Annotated in this window: 11 protein-coding genes and 1 tRNA gene; 4 read left to right on the top strand and 8 right to left on the bottom strand. The window is 39.1% G+C overall.

Annotation, left to right across the window (positions count from 1 at the left end):
• Window positions 1–16: 16 nt before the first annotated feature.
• The 5 genes from SHEWANA3_RS10660 to SHEWANA3_RS23185 all read right to left on the bottom strand — a co-directional run bounded on the left by SHEWANA3_RS10660 (window position 17) and on the right by SHEWANA3_RS23185 (window position 8,414).
• Window positions 17–1,204, bottom strand: coding sequence for a restriction endonuclease subunit S (locus SHEWANA3_RS10660; protein WP_049795960.1), 1,188 nt, complete (start codon window positions 1,202–1,204; stop codon window positions 17–19).
• Window positions 1,201–2,742, bottom strand: a complete 1,542-nt coding sequence (locus SHEWANA3_RS10655; protein WP_011717017.1) for a class I SAM-dependent DNA methyltransferase — start codon at window positions 2,740–2,742, stop codon at window positions 1,201–1,203. The genes SHEWANA3_RS10660 and SHEWANA3_RS10655 overlap by 4 nt, the downstream gene beginning before the upstream one ends.
• Before the next feature lie 21 nt (window positions 2,743–2,763).
• A complete protein-coding gene (locus SHEWANA3_RS10650) occupies window positions 2,764–6,168 on the bottom strand; it encodes a DEAD/DEAH box helicase family protein (RefSeq protein ID WP_244096608.1) in 3,405 nt (1,134 codons plus the stop codon).
• A 69-nt stretch (window positions 6,169–6,237) separates the two neighbouring features.
• A complete protein-coding gene (locus SHEWANA3_RS10645; RefSeq protein ID WP_011717015.1) occupies window positions 6,238–7,740 on the bottom strand; it encodes a sigma-54 dependent transcriptional regulator in 1,503 nt (500 codons plus the stop codon).
• Window positions 7,741–8,189: 449 nt separating this feature from the next.
• A complete protein-coding gene (locus SHEWANA3_RS23185) occupies window positions 8,190–8,414 on the bottom strand; it encodes a helix-turn-helix transcriptional regulator (RefSeq protein ID WP_011717014.1) in 225 nt (74 codons plus the stop codon).
• A 121-nt stretch (window positions 8,415–8,535) separates the two neighbouring features.
• On the opposite strand from SHEWANA3_RS23185, the gene SHEWANA3_RS10640 reads away from it, so the two are divergent.
• The 3 genes from SHEWANA3_RS10640 to SHEWANA3_RS10630 are packed head-to-tail and all read left to right on the top strand — an operon-like array spanning window position 8,536 to window position 10,844.
• Entirely contained in the window at window positions 8,536–8,772 is a 237-nt protein-coding gene (locus SHEWANA3_RS10640; protein WP_011717013.1) for a hypothetical protein, read from the top strand.
• On the top strand, window positions 8,765–9,988 hold the full coding sequence (locus SHEWANA3_RS10635; RefSeq protein ID WP_011717012.1) for a DUF3596 domain-containing protein: 1,224 nt from the start codon (window positions 8,765–8,767) through the stop codon (window positions 9,986–9,988). Before SHEWANA3_RS10640 ends, SHEWANA3_RS10635 begins: the two co-directional genes overlap by 8 nt.
• Complete coding sequence (locus tag SHEWANA3_RS10630; RefSeq protein ID WP_011717011.1) at window positions 9,981–10,844, top strand: HD domain-containing protein; 864 nt, start codon at window positions 9,981–9,983, stop codon at window positions 10,842–10,844. The genes SHEWANA3_RS10635 and SHEWANA3_RS10630 overlap by 8 nt, the downstream gene beginning before the upstream one ends.
• A 130-nt stretch (window positions 10,845–10,974) precedes the next feature.
• On the opposite strand, the gene SHEWANA3_RS10625 is transcribed toward SHEWANA3_RS10630, so the two are convergent.
• From SHEWANA3_RS10625 to SHEWANA3_RS10615, 3 genes are read right to left on the bottom strand one after another with little or no spacing between them, the layout of a single operon-like run.
• Window positions 10,975–14,088, bottom strand: a complete 3,114-nt coding sequence (locus SHEWANA3_RS10625; RefSeq protein WP_011717010.1) for a tyrosine-type recombinase/integrase — start codon at window positions 14,086–14,088, stop codon at window positions 10,975–10,977.
• Window positions 14,058–16,598, bottom strand: coding sequence for a hypothetical protein (locus SHEWANA3_RS10620; protein ID WP_011717009.1), 2,541 nt, complete (start codon window positions 16,596–16,598; stop codon window positions 14,058–14,060). Before SHEWANA3_RS10620 ends, SHEWANA3_RS10625 begins: the two co-directional genes overlap by 31 nt.
• Window positions 16,595–17,176, bottom strand: a complete 582-nt coding sequence (locus tag SHEWANA3_RS10615) for a hypothetical protein (RefSeq protein ID WP_011717008.1) — start codon at window positions 17,174–17,176, stop codon at window positions 16,595–16,597. The genes SHEWANA3_RS10620 and SHEWANA3_RS10615 overlap by 4 nt, the downstream gene beginning before the upstream one ends.
• Before the next feature lie 286 nt (window positions 17,177–17,462).
• Here SHEWANA3_RS10615 and SHEWANA3_RS10610 point away from each other — a divergent pair.
• Window positions 17,463–17,539, top strand: a tRNA-Val gene (locus SHEWANA3_RS10610).
• Window positions 17,540–18,026: the final 487 nt, after the last annotated feature.

Raw genomic sequence — 18,026 nt, 5'->3', positions numbered from 1 at the left:
CGTCCTTGAGAATTTACTAAAGCTGGCCGGAGAAGGCTTTTTGGCTTAGCGAGTTGAAGATTTGATTAGCCTCAGTCAAGTTCATTTCCATTCGATCTTTCGAGCGCCTTAACTTAGAGACTATATCGTGATATTTGCTAACTGATTTTTCATCAGGTACCAGAATCTCAAAGTTCTTTAGTTCAACTGGCGAAATATGAGGGACTGTTGTTTCTGTAGGACAGCAATGCTTCTCAAATGCCGGTGACAAAATGCTTGAATACAAATAATCGGTATAACGTGGCTGTTTTGAGCGGATTCTTGCTACACGTTGAACTAAATATGTATCTCGCTCGTTTTCAGGGAAGACACATACCTTTAATCCACTTGAAATCCATGGACGGTCCATAGCTAGTATCACGTCGCCAGCTTCTAGTTTGTAATTGTGTAGCCCATTTATTTTATTTGAATCCCAAAAAGCAGTATCTTTCCACTCAAAATAGCCAGTCAGTGTATTAACCCCACGACAAAGCCTTACAGCATCATCACTGTCTTCGACATACTCAGCGCTTTTAAACGCAAATCCAGTAATAACGTCGGCAAGAGCCGACAATTTTGACTTCTGAAAGCCTTTTGGGTTGGTGACTGGGTCGCCGAACATTTCTAGGAAGACGGCGCGGAGTAAGTCGTCGGCGAGTTGGATGGCTTGTTGGCGTTTGCGGCGGATGGCGTCGGCTTTGTCCAGTATCGCAGCAATCCGTTTTTGCTCGGCTAGTGGTGGGAGTGGGACTTCCACACTTTTAACTAATTCAGTATTGAGGTTTTTGACAACAGCACCAGCTGCTAATCCAGAAAAACGTTGTTTTAAAGTATCGCTTCCTAGTAAATAGTAGAAATAATCCGAATTAACTTTATCCGGATTCCCTGATAGTACTAACCATCCGTCATGAATACATCCCGTAGTATTCATAATATATGGCCGTCCAAAACTCATAGAGTTTGTCAGCAAAAAATCGCCTGGATAAACCATACGAGTTTTAGTTAAACCTTCAGGTTTAATTTTTAGTTTTGTTGAATTAATGTATTTATTACTGTTACTAGCGTCTTTTATGGATATCCAATTTAACCCGTCATCGGCATCGGTTATATAGTCGTCGATAGGGCGAGGCGATCCTCCCCTAGCTATATCAAAAATATCGCCCAACTTTACCATCGGCCAACTCACAGCATATCCTCCAACGCTTTTAAATCCGCCAGAATATCGTTTTCCAGCGCCACTAATTTACTAAGGATCACTTTCGGGTCGTCATACTGCTGCTCGGCATACACCACTTGTTTGTAGCGGTTAATCGACAGGTCGTATTTATTGCCAACGATATCTGCTTTGCTGACCCAAAAGGCTTTTTGGCTGCGATCGTTCTGCTCGGTTTCGGCAATGGCTTTATCGCGCGCTTTAAACTTGGCGACTAAGTCCGGTAAGTCGTTGTCTTTGATTGGCGTGCGTTTGTCATCCAGACTCATGCCATCGGCCTGCACGTCATAAAACCAAACGTGGTCGGTGCGTGAGCCTTTGGTGATAAATAAAATCGCGGTCGACACACCGGCGTAGGGTTTAAATACACCGGATGGTAAAGACACCACCGCTTGCAACTCGTTGTTTTCAATAATGTGCTGGCGTAGTTGCTGGTGTGCGTTGGATGAGCCAAACAACACGCCATCTGGCACGATAATGGCGGTTTTACCGCCGTTTTTCAGCAGCCTCAGTATTTGCGCGACAAACAACAGCTCTGTCTTTTTGGTTTTCACCATGCGCAAAATGGCTGGGTCGACGTCTTCTTCATCAAGCGAGCCTTTAAACGGCGGGTTGGCGATACATAGGGTGTAAGCGTCTTTACTTTGATTTGGGAAACGCTCGGTAAAGCTGCCACTTAAGGTGTCCTGATAATGCACGTCAGGTTCAGTCACCCCATGCATCACTAGGTTCATGGCGGCAATGCGTAGCATGGTGGCGTCGAAGTCAAAGCCGTGGAACATGTCGGTGTTGACGTAATCGCGGTGTTCGACCAATAAGTCGCCGCTATAGATTTTGACTTGCTGCGCTTCGCCGTTGTCGCCCACCACAGTTTCGGTATGCACGCCTTCGGGCGAGGTGTATTTTTCCAGTAAATATTCGTAAGCCACCGTTAGAAAGCCAGCGGTGCCGCAGCTTGGGTCGACAATACGGTCTTCGACTGTGGGGTCGAGCATTTCCACCATAGCGCGGATAATATGGCGCGGGGTGCGGAACTGGCCGTTAATGCCAGCGGTGGTGAGTTTGCTTAGCAGGTACTCGTATAAGTCACCTTTGGTGTCGCTGTCTTCCAGTGGCAGCTTATCAATCATCTCAACGGCCGATTCCATCAGCGTTGGCTTTTGGATCATGCACTGGGCGTCTTTCATAAATTCGCCAAATAACGAGCCTTCACCTGAGGCATTTTTAAAATGCGGGAACACTTCGTCGCGCACCAGCTTCAGCATGGTGTCTTTGTCTTGGTGAATAAAACGATGCCAGCGGATATGCTGCTGGTTGTCGTTAAAGCGACGTTTAAAATCAATGCCGCGCAGTTTGGCGCGTTTTTCGTCACGCTGCTCGTGCAAGTCCAACAATCGGGCGTACATCAAAAAGGTGATTTGCTCAATCACAGTTAAGGGGTTGGCGATACCGCCCGTCCAGAACTCTTCCCATAGCTTGTTGATATCGCTTTTTAATTTACCAGTGATCATGCAATTCTCGGTTATTATGACTTAATTTTTTGCCGTCATTTCGGCTTTGGTTAATGGTATTGGCAGCTCTAATGACCTTAACAACGAAAAGACGTCGTCTTCTGAGCTGCCCAAGATACCTTCATATATTTTGTTGTATGGCGCTTGGTCTAAATCGGCCATTTTTATGCCACCACTACGGGCAATGTGCCCAATCAGCATATCAATCACCCGCATGGCTTGAGGTGGCATGCGATGTTTTTGCAACAGTGCAGTAAAGCTTTGCTCTATGTACTGTGTATCCATCCCCACAATACTGCGCAAAAGCTTGTCGAGAGGTTCTGTGGTGTCTGGATAAAAGGTTTTTAGGGTTTCAATGTCCAAATTTGCATATTTGGCGTGGATGATACCGTTTAGTTGGGCGATTTCACTAACAGTTACGGCTTGGCCTTTACGAATTTTTTGAATAACGGGATTGCTATCAAAAATAGGCTGCAGTGCCTCCTGTACTTTTTGCTGATAGATTTGATAATCGACAGTATGAATATTCGCCGCTCTGGCTTTGTATTCGATATGTGAATTGTCTTCTTTAACATCGATATATTTGGGGCCCGGGTTAGGAGGCAGAATGTCGCCTTCTAGCAAATACATGATTTCGCGCAATGCCAACCGATGCTGTTCCAACTGGTAAAAAGTGATATTTAGCCAACTGTTGCTATCCATCAAAAACTTAATTTCGGTAGCCTTAGCCTGCACCTGCGCGGTGTTTTTGGGCAGGCGTTCTAGCACACTCTGTACCTCAAGCTTTAATTCACCTATGGCTTCTCGGTTTAGCAATAACTCACATTGAGTTTGGGCGATGAGGCAATCCCAGCGAAAGGCTTTACTTTGCCCTTTGATCACCAGCCAATTCATCAGAGGGGCAATTTGCGATTCAAGTAAAGCTACTGTGGGTTTGGCAAACTGCTCAAGCACTTTTACATCAGATAATTGTGTCACAATTGCCCAATGGTCCCGCACATTGATATTGCGGGTATTCAGTGCGTTGATGTCTTGTTGCAACAGCTTGATCGTTTGGCTGAACGCATTTAGTTCCAGTTTTTTTAATGCCGCGGATGCGAGTTGCAACCGTAACTCGAACCTTTTTTGCGCGAGTGATTTAGTGTTGGATGGTTCGACTTCTTCGTAGTTGAATTCAAAGTAATCAAAGTTATTCCAGTGGTCAAATATCAAGAAGCGGGTTTTATGCTTACCCTTGCCGAACAAGTCTTCGCATAAACGCGTGCCTCGGCCAATCATTTGCCAAAACTTAACCTTTGATTTAACCGGTTTAGCAAACACCAAATTGACCACACTCGGCACATCAATCCCTGTATCTAGCATATCAACAGAGATAGCTAAGGTTATGGGGTCAGGCAGTGATGAGTCTTTGGCTTTTTCCTCTTCGGTAATTTTGAATTGATCAATCAGTGCTTCAGCACGCGGTTCCTCAGAGTGAATGACTTCGCAAAAGCCCTGACTGAGCTCCGGGTACATCTCGTCGAACAGCTCTTTTAATAATCGAGCGTGGTTGATTTTTCTGGCAAAGATTATCGACTTACCAATCAACTGGTTGTCTTTATCTTTAATGCCATTTTCCATGAGATTACGCAGAATTTTGCGATTGGTATCTTTGTTCAAGACCGCGTTATCTATCTCTGCGGACTCAAATTCAAACTCGTTTGGATCTTCTCCCTGCGCTTCTAACTCAGCGATTTGCTCATCGCTTAAAGAGCGCTGGTTCATGCCCTCACGCATGAATTTAGTGGTCATGGTCACAATTTCAAAGGGCACTAAATGCCCTTCTCCAATGGCTTTTTCTAACGGATAGTTAGCGGTTGGTTCTTTGTAATCACAATCAAATAAATTACAGGTGGAGCGAGAGACCATCTCAACGGGTGTTGCGGTTAAGCCCACTTGCAAACAGTCGAAATACTTAAACAAGTTACCAAACACATTGTAAATTGAGCGGTGCGATTCATCGGCAATGATGAGGTCGAAATAACCAACATCGAAATCTTCGTAAATGCCCATCATGCCCGGATAAGTAGCAATAAACACTCGTGCTGTATCTTTATATTTTTTATCACTTTTTCCAACGACATAGGGTTTTACGCCCAAGAACTGAACAAAGGCTTTATCAGCTTGTTTACGTAATTCTTTGCGGTCACACAAAAACAAAATGCGTTTAACCCATTTCGCATCCATTAACGATTTTGCCAAGGCAATAGACACACGCGTTTTGCCAGTGCCTGTCGCTTGCACTACTAAGGCTTTGCGACGTTTTAGTTCAAAGGTTTCGTGCACACGGGATATGGTTTCCAACTGATAGCGACGGCCAGCAACCTCGGTATCAATCGCCACATCAGTAAGTTTTTTCTTTTCAATGCGCTGAAACTTTACCAAGTGCTGAAGAGAGCTTTTGGAATAAAAACCATAGATTTTACGAGGCGGGTAACCCTGAGCATCATCCCAAATATAGATGTCATGACCATTGGTATAGAATATTACCGGACGCTGGCCATAATGTTTTTCTAAGGCATCGGCATAGTCCTTAGCTTGTTTTTTCCCGATGCGTGCATCTTTAGAGGTTTTCTTTGCTTCCACCACAGCCAAAGGTAAGCCATCATCATCCCACAGCACGTAATCGACATAACCAATGCCGGTATTGGTTGGCTGATGTTTAACTTCAACTTCCTGGCCAACTTGGTCGGTTGACTTATTGTCTTTACTTACCTCCCAACCAATGTCACGCAGCTCCATATCAATAAGATACTTACGCGTTTCTGCTTCATTAAAATTCAAGCTGCTAGATAACAATTGGCTGTTGGTGGCGAATGCTTCAAATACTGGTGTATCTTTCACTGCCGTAGCTTGTTTCGCGGCAGCAAACATCTGTTCATTAACCAGCCGTTGTCGCTCTAACTCTGCCATTGCCTGCTGATATAGGGCGTCGCTTTGCTCAAGTTTTTTCTTTAGTTTGCTTGTAGTTAAGAATTCTTCACTAAGCTCGATAAATGCAGGAACAGTACAGGCTTGCAGATTATGGTAACTACAATAAAACCAAGTACCTAATTGATGGGATTGCTTAACGGCAAACAAAGCATCGTTACTTGCACCTTTGTTTTCATGCGCAGCTTTATTACCTAAGGTTTTAATTAGATGAAACTTATCTAATACTGCAGAGGATGCGAGTTGTACAAAGTCCTCACCTACCAGCTTTTCATGAAAGGAAGCTTTGGGGAGGCAAGGCAAGTTGAGCTTTTGATAGATGAAGTTAACGATATATTCACTGTAAGAACGTAATTTGATCAATGCACTTTGAGGGTCACTAAATGCATATTCTTCTGCATAAGCACCAAAATCAGCTAACTCAGGCCAATTTTTTCGTAAAAACTCAAAATTCATAGATTGCTTCATTCCGCAGTATTCCTTCTTCCCTAATGGGCAACTTTGGTGCCAATATTTTTTTAGCGATTATTTCTCTGTTGCTATTCCTAAACGTTTCATCCAATTGGTGAGCGTCTGGTGATCTTTTAAACCGAGCATTTGAGTAGCATGTTTTTTAACGTTCCCACTGGCTTTAAGAGCGGCTACAACATAATTTTTTTGCAAATTATCAGTTAGTTGCACTATATCAACTTTATCATTAAATGTTAAGGAAATTGGTACATCTTCTACTACTTGTGATCTTGTTAACATCGCTTGAGATAATTCATATTCATCCATTATTGAAGTATCTGACCATAAAAAAGCACGGTTGAGTGTGCTCCATAGATCTCGAATATTGCCTGGCCAGTACTGACTGGATAAAAATTTAATTCCTTTTTCGGAAATTTTCTTACTTATATATTGTGGGTGTTTAGATGCAGAATGATTGATTTGATCTACAAGCTGACCAACTATGAGGGGGATATCTTCCTGACGTTCCCTTAACGACGGGATTCGAATCACACCAACTGCCAAGCGATAAAACAAATCTTCCCTGAATTTTCCATTAGCAACGAGCTTATTTAAATCTTGGTGAGTCGCAGCAATGACACGCACATCCACATTGATGGTTTTAGTATCACCCAATCGTGTCACCTCTCCCTGCTGTAATGCTCGAAGCAGTTTAACTTGAACATCCAGAGGTAATTCACCCACTTCATCTAGAAATAGAGTGCCATTATTGGCTTGCTCAAACAAACCTGGGTAATCCTTGTCTGCACCAGTGAAGGCCCCCTTTTTATGGCCAAATAATGTAGAGTCGACAAGGTTTGGTGCTAATGCCCCGCAATTGACTATTTTTAGCGGTTGGCCTGCTCGTAAACTTGCGCGATGAATCGCTTGAGCCATTACTTCTTTACCCGTTCCTGTTTCACCTAAAATTAAAACAGGCACTTCAGATGCAGCTACGCGTTTAGCTTTACTTACTGTATCTTGCATAACGAGTGACTTAGCTGTTATGACAGAAAACGCAGACTCTAGTTTGGGGTGAGAGGTAGCTAAATAGGCAATATTTTTTGATGCTGAGCGAAGATACTCACTGCCAAAATCAATGGGGATCTCAACATGAAGTAATTCGTTGGTTGGTGTAGCCTGAAGAAACTTTGTGTTAGCCTTACCTTTGCCAATCAAAACTGATAACGCCGTCATGGCTGGCGTACCAGATGTAAGATTTATTGATAGTGTGTCGGCTTCTTCACTGAGTTTTGTAATCCATTTTTCAGTTTCTTTAGCTATCGTGTGGTAGTCAATGGGGCTTTCAATATGTGCTTTGACTATTTTAATGTCATTATAAGGCCTACCATTTACCGCCATGCTTTTTTTCAAAAATGCTTCAAACCTAGACCACGTCTCTTCTTTATCATTGGATAGAATAACAATTTTATCAAAGTGTGGTTGTGCTTTAAGCGCAATGGCTGTAATTGCAGCAATTTTATCTTGCTGCATATTTTCTAAATCACGATTGCCAAGCCAAGTTAGTAGTGTATGCATTGGATTTGTTCATTTAGACCATTAGTGTAAATAATAATACCTAAAATAAGAAAATTTACATCAAATGAATACTGACACAAATGGCTGTGACGGGGTTTTTAATCGATAAATGTCCAGATACCTAGGTATCAACATCACGGTAACCCTGGTGCGTGTATTGTTATCAGGAATATCGTAGTGGAACTCACTAAAAGAGCTATTCCAGTGGATCGTTGGAGCTAGATTGAAGGTTTTTTACCATCATAACGCCAATGTAAAATGTGACCCCATAACTGAGTAGACCGTTACTAGAAAAGCTTCGCTACACAAAATGAAAAAGTAATATCGATATTAACAAACAACGCGCCCTACCCCACGAGCTAGCTGAATAAGTGCATGTGCACACTGAAATTTTTCAGAAATGAATATTAATTAAGATAAACGGTTTAGCCTACCTACCATTAAGATTTTCAATCACTTACATGGGTTATTACATCTTCTACTTTACAACCAAAATAATGACACAAAGAGTCGATCGCCTTTGTGGTGGTCGAATATTCGTAACTGGGGTTCATCATCTTTGATAATGCAGTACGGTTAACCCCTGTCGAATCAGCAACCTCTTGAAGCGTAATTTTTCGTCTTTCTTTAAATTCTTTTTCAGCTATTAACTCTTTGATTTTAAAACGAATCACTTTATTTAACCTCTAAATGAGTTAAAACAACCCAAAATGTTCCTTGCAAGAACAAAAAACACATGATTTAATGTTCCCATATAGAACATTTAACACATCCAAAGAACACTGTGAGGTTTATATGAAACAAACTTTACTCAATGCCAAAGAACTTTCTCAAAGGATAAAGTTTAGTGCGGCATATATCAATCATACATTGAAAGATAGTGTGTTCATTGAGGGTATTCACTACATCAAACCTTTTGGTGGTAGAAAAATTTTTTACATTTGGGAAGAAATAGAGATTGAGCTCTTTAGAAAAGCAGAACGGAGCAAAATCGTTGTACCAATGGCACGCCGAGGTGTTTGCCATGGGTAACATTAGAGCGCGCGATGGCAAACTATTTTTCGATTTCACTTACGAAGGGATCAGATGTCGAGAGCAAACGGTTTTGATTGATAATCGATTAAACCGATCAAAATTGACCAATATTTTGAATACTATCGAAGCTGAAATTCGACTGAATCGATTTGTGTTTAAGTCCTATTTTCCTTCGAGCTCAAGATGTAGCCAATTTTCAGAATATGACATCAGAGTGCAACAGCATTTGGCTGAAAATGTTGAACCTTTGACTGTAAATATTATGTCAAATATTCCTACATTCGAAGAGTTTGTCGGCGAATGGGTTGTAGAAAACAAGATTCAATGGAAAAAGAGTCATTGTAAGAACATACAGATGATCATTGAATGTTACTTATTACCTGCATTTGGTCATATTAGATTAAATGAAATCACAAGGCCAAGTTTGATTAAGTTTAGAGCTTCTATTGCTGACTCTAGACGTACAGGCACTACAGAAAAACTAAGTAACGACTGGATTAATCATGTAATGACGCCACTACGAGGGATCTTAAATGAAGCAGCATTACGATTTGACTTCCCTACCCCGTTTGTCAATATCAAGCCTTTAAGAATCGATAAGACGGTCATAGAACCCTTTTCTCTAGCGGAAGTTCAATATTTTTTAGAGCACATTCGAGATGATTTTAGAAATTATTATACCGTTAGATTTTTCACTGCCATGCGAACAGCAGAAATCGATGGATTAAAATGGCAATTTGTTAATTTAGATCGTTATGAAATCTTAATCCAAGAAACACTTGTTGACGGTTACGTTGAAACCCCTAAAACATCAGCCTCTTATCGTAGTATTCAATTATCACAACCTGTAGTTGATGCATTAAAAAGACAGCGAAAAGTAACTGGCAATAAGACTTATGTATTTTGTAATGCGAGTGGCAACCCATTAGAGCACCGAAATGTAACGAAACGAATTTGGTACCCAGCTTTAGACGAAATGTGCTTAAAAAGAAGACGCCCATACCAAACAAGGCACACTTGCGCAACGTTATGGCTTGCAGCAGGTGAAAACCCTGAATGGATAGCCAAACAAATGGGACACAGCACAACAAAAATGTTGTTTGAAGTTTATAGCCGTTATGTTCCAAACGCGACTAGGCAAGACGGTAGTGCATTCGATCGACTCATTCAGCATGTTAATTTTGACTTTAACCGGGAGAGTTCAGATGAGTAAGCCAATATTCGTGTGGATGAAAAGCATTAAGTTTAGTGCAAATCTCCCTACTGCAAATTGTGAGTTTATTGCATCTAATAACCTAGTTAGTGCAATAACATCAGCAGATATAGCAAGAAATTGTAAAGTAGCTTATGGCCTTGCACAAATAATTGCATCTCATGACTATCATGGCAATACTGTTGTTTGCACAATAAAAGCCATACCAACCAGATGTTCTGAACAGCAATATAGTCAAATGATCGGTCTAGTTAACGAGCTCAAAGAAAGTTTAGTTGGCCGATTTCTTAGACTGCTTAGTTTTGTGACGATTGATGAACTTCAACCCTTTACCGATTTTATTCTGAATAAAGAGGATATCCTTAAATTATTCATGAGCTCAGAAGCCAGCTTTAAGCATCATCATTGTTATAAGGGAGGCTTGTTTGAACACAGTATTGAAGTAGCAGAAATGACTTATCAGAATGCAAAACACTTAGGTCACTCAGATGTTGAATGTCAGATAGGGCTTATTGCTGCACTATTTCATGATATTGGTAAAATTTATCCGGCTTTAAACATGAAAAATAATAAATACTGTGCAGGGCCACATGAGAGTTATGCCTTTGCTCTTTTGGCTAAACCTTTAGGCGAGCTCGGTACGTTAAACAGCCGCGTCTTTTCAATGTTAAGCGATCTTCTAGCAATAAAACCATATGGACATAAGGCTCGATATGCTATAGAACATGTATTAAAGCAAGCAGACCGTACGTCAGCTGAATCTAATTTTGCTAAAACCCAATTCAAAACACTTCCGTCCCACTACTATTTTACTAAAGTAGATGGGAGCGTAATTTATAGGCTGAATAGCTTATGAACACATATTAAAATTATGGGGAATTAGATTTACAACATGTCAATCCAATAAAGTTAAATCAATGGATGTCATAATTTATGGTCATTTTTAAAACACTAAAATTTGCTTTATTAAACTCACATAAAATATATCATTTCTTTTCATTGTAGCTAAAAATTAATATTAAGTGTAAGAAACTAAACAGACTTTGATGTCGCTGTACACGTTTGTACGCATTGTTAACTAGCAATATCTCAAGAAATCCATTTCCATCATGCTTTCCTAAAAATCGACCTTCACTTTCACTCGCAATAGTAAAGTTTTTCTCACTAAACCCATAATCCACAATGGTTTTTATCCATCTATCTTCTATTCTATTTGAAGCTTCAAGAGTGAGATCTGCTCTATGATATTTAAACCTTAAATGGCGGTCTTTTAGTCCCAGTAACTGACAAAAACGGACAAACATCCTAGAAACGTTGGACTCAGGGCATCGCAAAGCATAACCCTTCCCCGGCACTGCATATTTCAAAATACTCATGCTTAACCTAACATTGGCCAGCGTCAAAGATTCCGCTTCGATACTTTTATCAAATTTATTACATAGATAAGCAAATACTTTACCTGATTTAGCTAAATAACTATTAGTGTTGTTCGAATCTGATGAATGAATAAGTCTTGGAAAGTTAGGAATTAACGGGAGAGGTTTTCCTATTCGAGGGTAGTTGTTATGTACTTGCTCGGCATTAGTAAGAATTTGCTGTAATTGTTCAACTGGGACATTGAAAGTATGAGATGAGTCAACTATCGAACAGAATTTTAAAGCAGCGAGTGCTTTAGCCCATGTCAAACTACTGACTTTTATAGTAGGGTGAATTTCCTTAACAAAGTTTGCTAAAGTCGGAATTTTTAATGATGAAATTAATGGCGCAGGTTTAATGCTCAACTTAGTTTCAGTATCTTTAGTATAATACTGTATTCTCTCTGCCAGACTTAATTCCTGCTCCTGCTCCATTAATGTAGATCGACCTATACACTCTGAACAAAAGTACTTAGTTAAAGTAAATCGAGGTTGCAATTCTAAGTAATGCAATACATCCTTGAGATGCAGGTAACTATTTAGCGTCGAATAAACATCTTTATGCCCTAACAAATGGGATAGAATAAACATTTTTTTCCGAGTATTGTTACTGTAACATAATCGATTCTGTAAGCGGCTTAAATATTCTGCACTAAAGATCTCATGATTAAATAACTTAAGCTGAATTTTTCCTATCTCGATAATATGAGGATTCAAGCGACACCATGACCAATTGGCAAAACTATGTCGTAGATGGTGAACGCGTAAGCTATAGTCATGAGTATAATGACGCATTAAATCGGTTATTAAATCATAAGCTTGATTTGCAACTTTTTGATTATCAAATAGTAGGGCGTTTTTACTTTGTTTCATTTTATGATGAATTTGATACTTTTTTCTAAGTTTTTCTATCGCGATTTTAGGCCAAAATGCATCTAATGGTATCTCTCTACGAGCAGAAGATGTTTTCAACGTTCTATGCTGGTTAGGTCTTACTGATAGCTTAACATAATCAAACTCATGCTTAGATGGAAATAAAATTGAAAATGAAAAATCCGACCACGTTAATTTTGCAGCTTCATTTCTGCGCAAACCGCTAAAAAAGCAGAAGCACAATAAAAAATACGCATAATGATAAACTAGTCCATCATTAAAATGTTGAGTTAAATAGTTCAAAATTTCATCAATGTGGGTAGGAGATATCATGTTCGCATCAACTTGACTTGAACTGCCTATTATATCGATATCAGAAAGGCATAGATCCCGAACTAACCTGTTGTCAATCAAAAATTGTGCAAAGTAATAGACATATTTTTTACGTTGTGCTGAAGAAAATAATTCAGCCGAATCATTCAATTTACTAACCCAATCTTCACCAGATAACAATCCAATATTACAGGTGCTAAAAACTGTTAGAAAAGGCTTACTAAGACTTTTAACGTAGTCGATAATAGTAGATAGTTTTAAACGACTTTTAGAAGTTCCTCCATGCTTTAACAAAGAGTATAACCATGAACATAAAAGCCAAAAGTAAGGTACGGCGGCGATTTCTGGTTTTTTTATAGTGTTTTTCAAAAATTTAATACATTTTTCTCGAACATTGTTCTCTAACCTAAATTTCAGTAGTCGCTCAAAAAGTTTGTCCAAATTTTTTAATATGATTTTGATATCGATGAAGGGGGTATCTCCAGCATTGATCATTTTCCAGGGTTTAGACAGGATTAAATTATCGCTACTAGGTTCTAAGATACGAGGTTCTAAATTACGACAGGCTTTGTCCGTTAGCAAACGACAAAACGCATGCTCAGGCAATGCTTGACTGACCCTTGGTAGAATATACATCTGATACTGCACTGGACCGTAGCGCAAGACATTATCTATTTTCCGTAATGTTCTTAATTTTAGAATAGATAACGCTGACCAATCGAAATCAGATACAAAATTTAAATATTTTACTACTAAATCCATAACCTTAAAAGATTTATTTACATTTAAAACATTCCATTGTTGCAAGGCAACTACTGCAACATCACTTAATATGAACCTAGTCGAGTATGTATATCTCTTCTCTGACTGCCAATAACAAAGACCACCAACATAAAAAATATTTTGCGGGAATTCAAGAATCGAAATCAATTCTTCGGTTTTACTCAACCCTACGGTCCAATATACTAATAAAGCAGTTCGACCTAGTTTAGCATCCACAGTTAGCATCCTACTGGGTACGTTAAGTTCACTATCTATGATAGTATTAAGCTGTTCTACAATAGGAAGTTTAATAAGTTCAACTGGAGATAGTATTGGTTTATCACGTTTTAATGTCACTATGACAGGTATATTTGGAGAGTCAAAATTAAATTGTTTTTTTGCATAATTAAGCAGTGCTTGCAATATTAGCAGCTGGGTTTGTTTTCCAATAACATCTGGCTTTAAATGAGAAATTAAAGATTCTAACTCTTCTTGGATAAAATTAGTCTCTGATAACAGGAAATGATTTTTCAAATGTCCTAGCAAGTTTTTATATAGTGAATAAAATATTTTTTTAGTATCAACTCCTTTTGACTCATCACAAATGGTATGACAATTTTTAGCTAAATAGGCAACTAATGTCTCTTGATATAAAGGATGCCTTTCATCTTTAATAATTAAATCATTTATGAAAGAACTGATTTTAACTTCAACCATCCTACCTCCTTAAACAATTCATCAAGTACAGGAACAATGTCATTAATGACTCCGATATGGCTTAATGCTGAATAGTACCCTAGTGGTACTTCTCCCGCTTGCCAATGACCCATTTGAAAATTGATCAATTCTGACGCAATATTTTTTTCAAGTAACTGGGATTTAAGCCAATGTCGTCCTGCATTAGATGGCATCGTTATTTCATCAACAGTATGGTTGGCTAGTTCTGAGGGTGATAAATTCTTCGCTACTAAACTAGAACCTTGTTGATGCAACAAGAAAAATGGCCCCAGTTCCTTACGTGAATTCCTGACAGTTTTGTACCAATGGGTAGCTTGCATATGATTAAAATTTAATACATTTTGATCAACATCTACGATGTTATCAATCGTATTACAAAGCTCAGGCATTAATACTCTTAACAGTGCACGCAGACACCCTAAATGACGCTTATATTCAATAAGTTGCAACTTTAAAACATTAGGTACTGCAACAATACGGGAGTGACTGAAATCCGAATCGTCCTTATCACTGATCCCCATTAGGTTTAATGATGGGATGAATAGTGCAAATGTCGGTAATGGATTCCAAGCAGCACGATAACCCGTTCCAAATAACAACATCCACGCTGTATAAACAGCAAAAGCATTATGATAGTTGATAATGTCTTCTACTCGATAATGAACACCCGGTTTTGACTCATGTACTTTTAAGGATAGTGAACTAATTAGTTTAGTGATCGCCAAATGAGATGGCATGAATGAAGAGCCGATAAATTGGTCATTTTGACTAAAGTATCGCAATTCAAATAACGAAAGAGATAAAGGGTTACCGGTGAAACTTTCTACATTTTTCTCAACACTTTGCCATAATTTATTGAGCTGTTGACATCGATAGTGATTACCCACATTAGCATAGCTTCTCGCGACACGTGTAGTATACATATTAACTGCATAGCTATAGTCAACATAGATGGGATCAATTATATCTGTAGAATTTAGGTAGTAACTTACAAAGTTAACTAAACGCTTAACGCTCATACGGCTTGAACTATGGCGGTCTGATATTTTTTTCAATTTCCGTGTGATATTGTTGACGAGGAACTGAGTATCTGATTGATTGATAATAGGTCCTGTAGCGCGGTCTCCAACATATGATTCAATCAACTTGAGTAAAAAATCTGGACACGGTGTAAAAACTTCTTCAGTAACGTCTCTTAAGTCAGCATTACCTATCCTTGATTTGGCTGAATGGACAACATAGAAAAACCACCAACCACGTCCTTCAGGATCAATATACAAACCTTGTTGTTTCTTTTTAAGATCTTTAAAAATAACTAAATTTTGTAAATCTACTATTGATTTACTTAATAACATCATAATCCAAATAGCAATGACGAACTCATGGTTTACTTTTTTTTTGCCTAGTCTTATCAATTCTTTAATTAGCAGATTGAGTTCATTTGGCATTAATAATTGAGTGTTTTGCAACCCCATATTGTGAGAGCGACGAACTTTAGCTGTTACATCGATGGCAGTTCTGGACTGGACTGACTTGTTAAATGGTATTTTAGCATCTAATAGCTCAGTTTTATCACGTTTAGAGTTTAGCTCACCATTACTTACAACAAATGTCTGTAACGCATACTGGTCATCTTCATCTAATCCGTCCAGGTTGGGTATAAGCGGCTTATCTGGTATCAAAACAGAAACATCATCGTGAGCACCAACAATTGGCACTGCTACTGGATCCGAAAATCTTATAGGAGATGGTCCATGAGGCGAATAACTTCGTGGAACGTATTTGGACGGCTTCCAGTCATTAGCAAAAAAATGCGCTAACACTCTAAGATAATTTTTATAGGGTAAATAGCTCCACAGTGTCTTTTTGTCGACAAATTCAGTAATTTGGTTGGCAATTGACAGGGGGGAGTCAAGCGGTGTTTGGGGTATTGTATCTCTGACAAAGTTACATTCTGGCGAATAAGAAGCACTCATAAAAAGCCTAAAGTTTGCACATGCCTCATCTTCTCTAGTTGTTGATTTGGTCGCAAGCTCTGTATCTCTCAACGTTTCCAGTACCGTATAGTAGTGTTTGGTAAATGCTGCGAGCAGCTCACAGGATTTGATAGTGAGTTTGTATTCAGAGGATTTTAATAATAAAACATAGAAGGGATATTCGCTACACCAACCTTTTTGATAACTGCTTCGATAGTATTCAGACTTTAAAAATCTGTCGTTAATTTCAATAGTGAATTCATGCAAGGCATCAAAAATGTAAGGTGGCCAGTGCAAAGCGCTTAAAATTGACTCGGCAGACTCGAATGAAAGATTCCTGACTCTAACAATCAATTGAACTAGTTGTTTAAAGCCTCCTAGTGATTCTGGGGCATTAACTCTGTCAAGAAGCTCCTCAAAATCCTCTAGCACCTCATCTTTTCCTATGCTCAGCTTCTTATGCTCGCAGTAATTGCAAATATGTTCATGAAGAAGCTGTTTGAGGCAAATCATTTTAGCCTCACCATTTTAGTGCTGATATGCAGCCACTCACATAATTGAGTTTTTGTTTTGATCATAGGGAACAGGGATTGCCATTGAGACGAATTAAATACAGACGGTTGCTCCTCAGATGTAAACCATACTGTTAGTGATTGTGTAACAGTGTCGCCAGTTACATCTACAAACTGCTTAAGTAGCGGCCTAATAATGTCATTTAACATCATTAAGCGAAGAGTTTCTTTATTTGGACGTCGCGGTAAAACAATGCATGGTACTAATGATTTATCATCAGCAGCATAGATTTTGCAAAGCTTGTGATATGTCAATATGCCTGAAATTAGTCGAAAGTTGCCAAGCTCAGTTTTGCTGACTAACAATGGTACTTGATATGAATCAAGTAGTATTGATGCTTGTGACTCGAAACCGTCATCGGAGCTTGGTTTCAATGTGTTTATTAAATTAAATGATTCACAAAAGTGTTTTAGCTCTCTTTCGAGTTGAATTAGGCGAAATGGGATTTGCTCGAACTTCACATCGACTAATAGTCTATCTAAATTTTTTTTGAAATGTTCTGCATGAATGTTCATCATCCACCTATGACCATGGCAAAGTAGTCATTTTTGACATTTATAGCTTGTGCCAATTTTGTGCCAAAATCAAGGCTGAAAAATCTGATAAATGCACTAAACATGAATAGATAATGTATAATAAGTCTTTTAAAAATTGGTAGTTATGGTATAATTAGAGCATCTAAGCTGATGCTAACATGTTCGAATAACGTCTTGACATGGTAGGGGTCGGTGGTTCGAGTCCACTCGGGTGTACCACTCTCTTCAAAGAGTATAAACTTTGACTTCTTATTAAAAAGTAAACAGTGCACCCGTAGCTCAGTTGGTTAGAGCACTACCTTGACATGGTAGGGGTCGGTGGTTCGAGTCCACTCGGGTGTACCATTTCTCGCTTTAACTCCCTATAAAACCTCAATTTAATATAAAATCCATCGAGATTCTTAATTTTTATTTGTGCCTAAGATAAAATCTTCGAGCCTGTTTTAGTTTTTTGCAAAAACATTCAAACATGCCCCACCCTTCGGCTCTGTCTGATTTTGCCTCTTTTGCTTAATCCACATTTACCGCTGTTCCCCCAAAATTCAACGTTTTTCTAAACTTGTGCCCATTTCGTGCCAAACCTGTTGGCACAAGATACATTTGATAACTTGCCCACTGACCCCCATCTTAAATAGCTAAAGAAATCCTAGTAACCATCGGGAGTGAGCCATAACCGCCACACCGATTGCAAAATGTGTTTTCATTTCGCCGGCGGCAAATCGGCTAAGATTCTAGGTATTTTTATTTCGGCATTTAATGGGGTCATCTTGCCTGCATCACAACAGTATTCGCAAACAAGCAAGTCACTATTGCAATTCAAATATTCATTGTG

Origin of the sequence: Shewanella sp. ANA-3 (assembly GCF_000203935.1) — a bacterium.
GTDB lineage: Bacteria > Pseudomonadota > Gammaproteobacteria > Enterobacterales > Shewanellaceae > Shewanella.
Note: the sequence above shows the minus strand (reverse complement) of the source record. Positions and strands in the feature narration are given on the sequence as shown.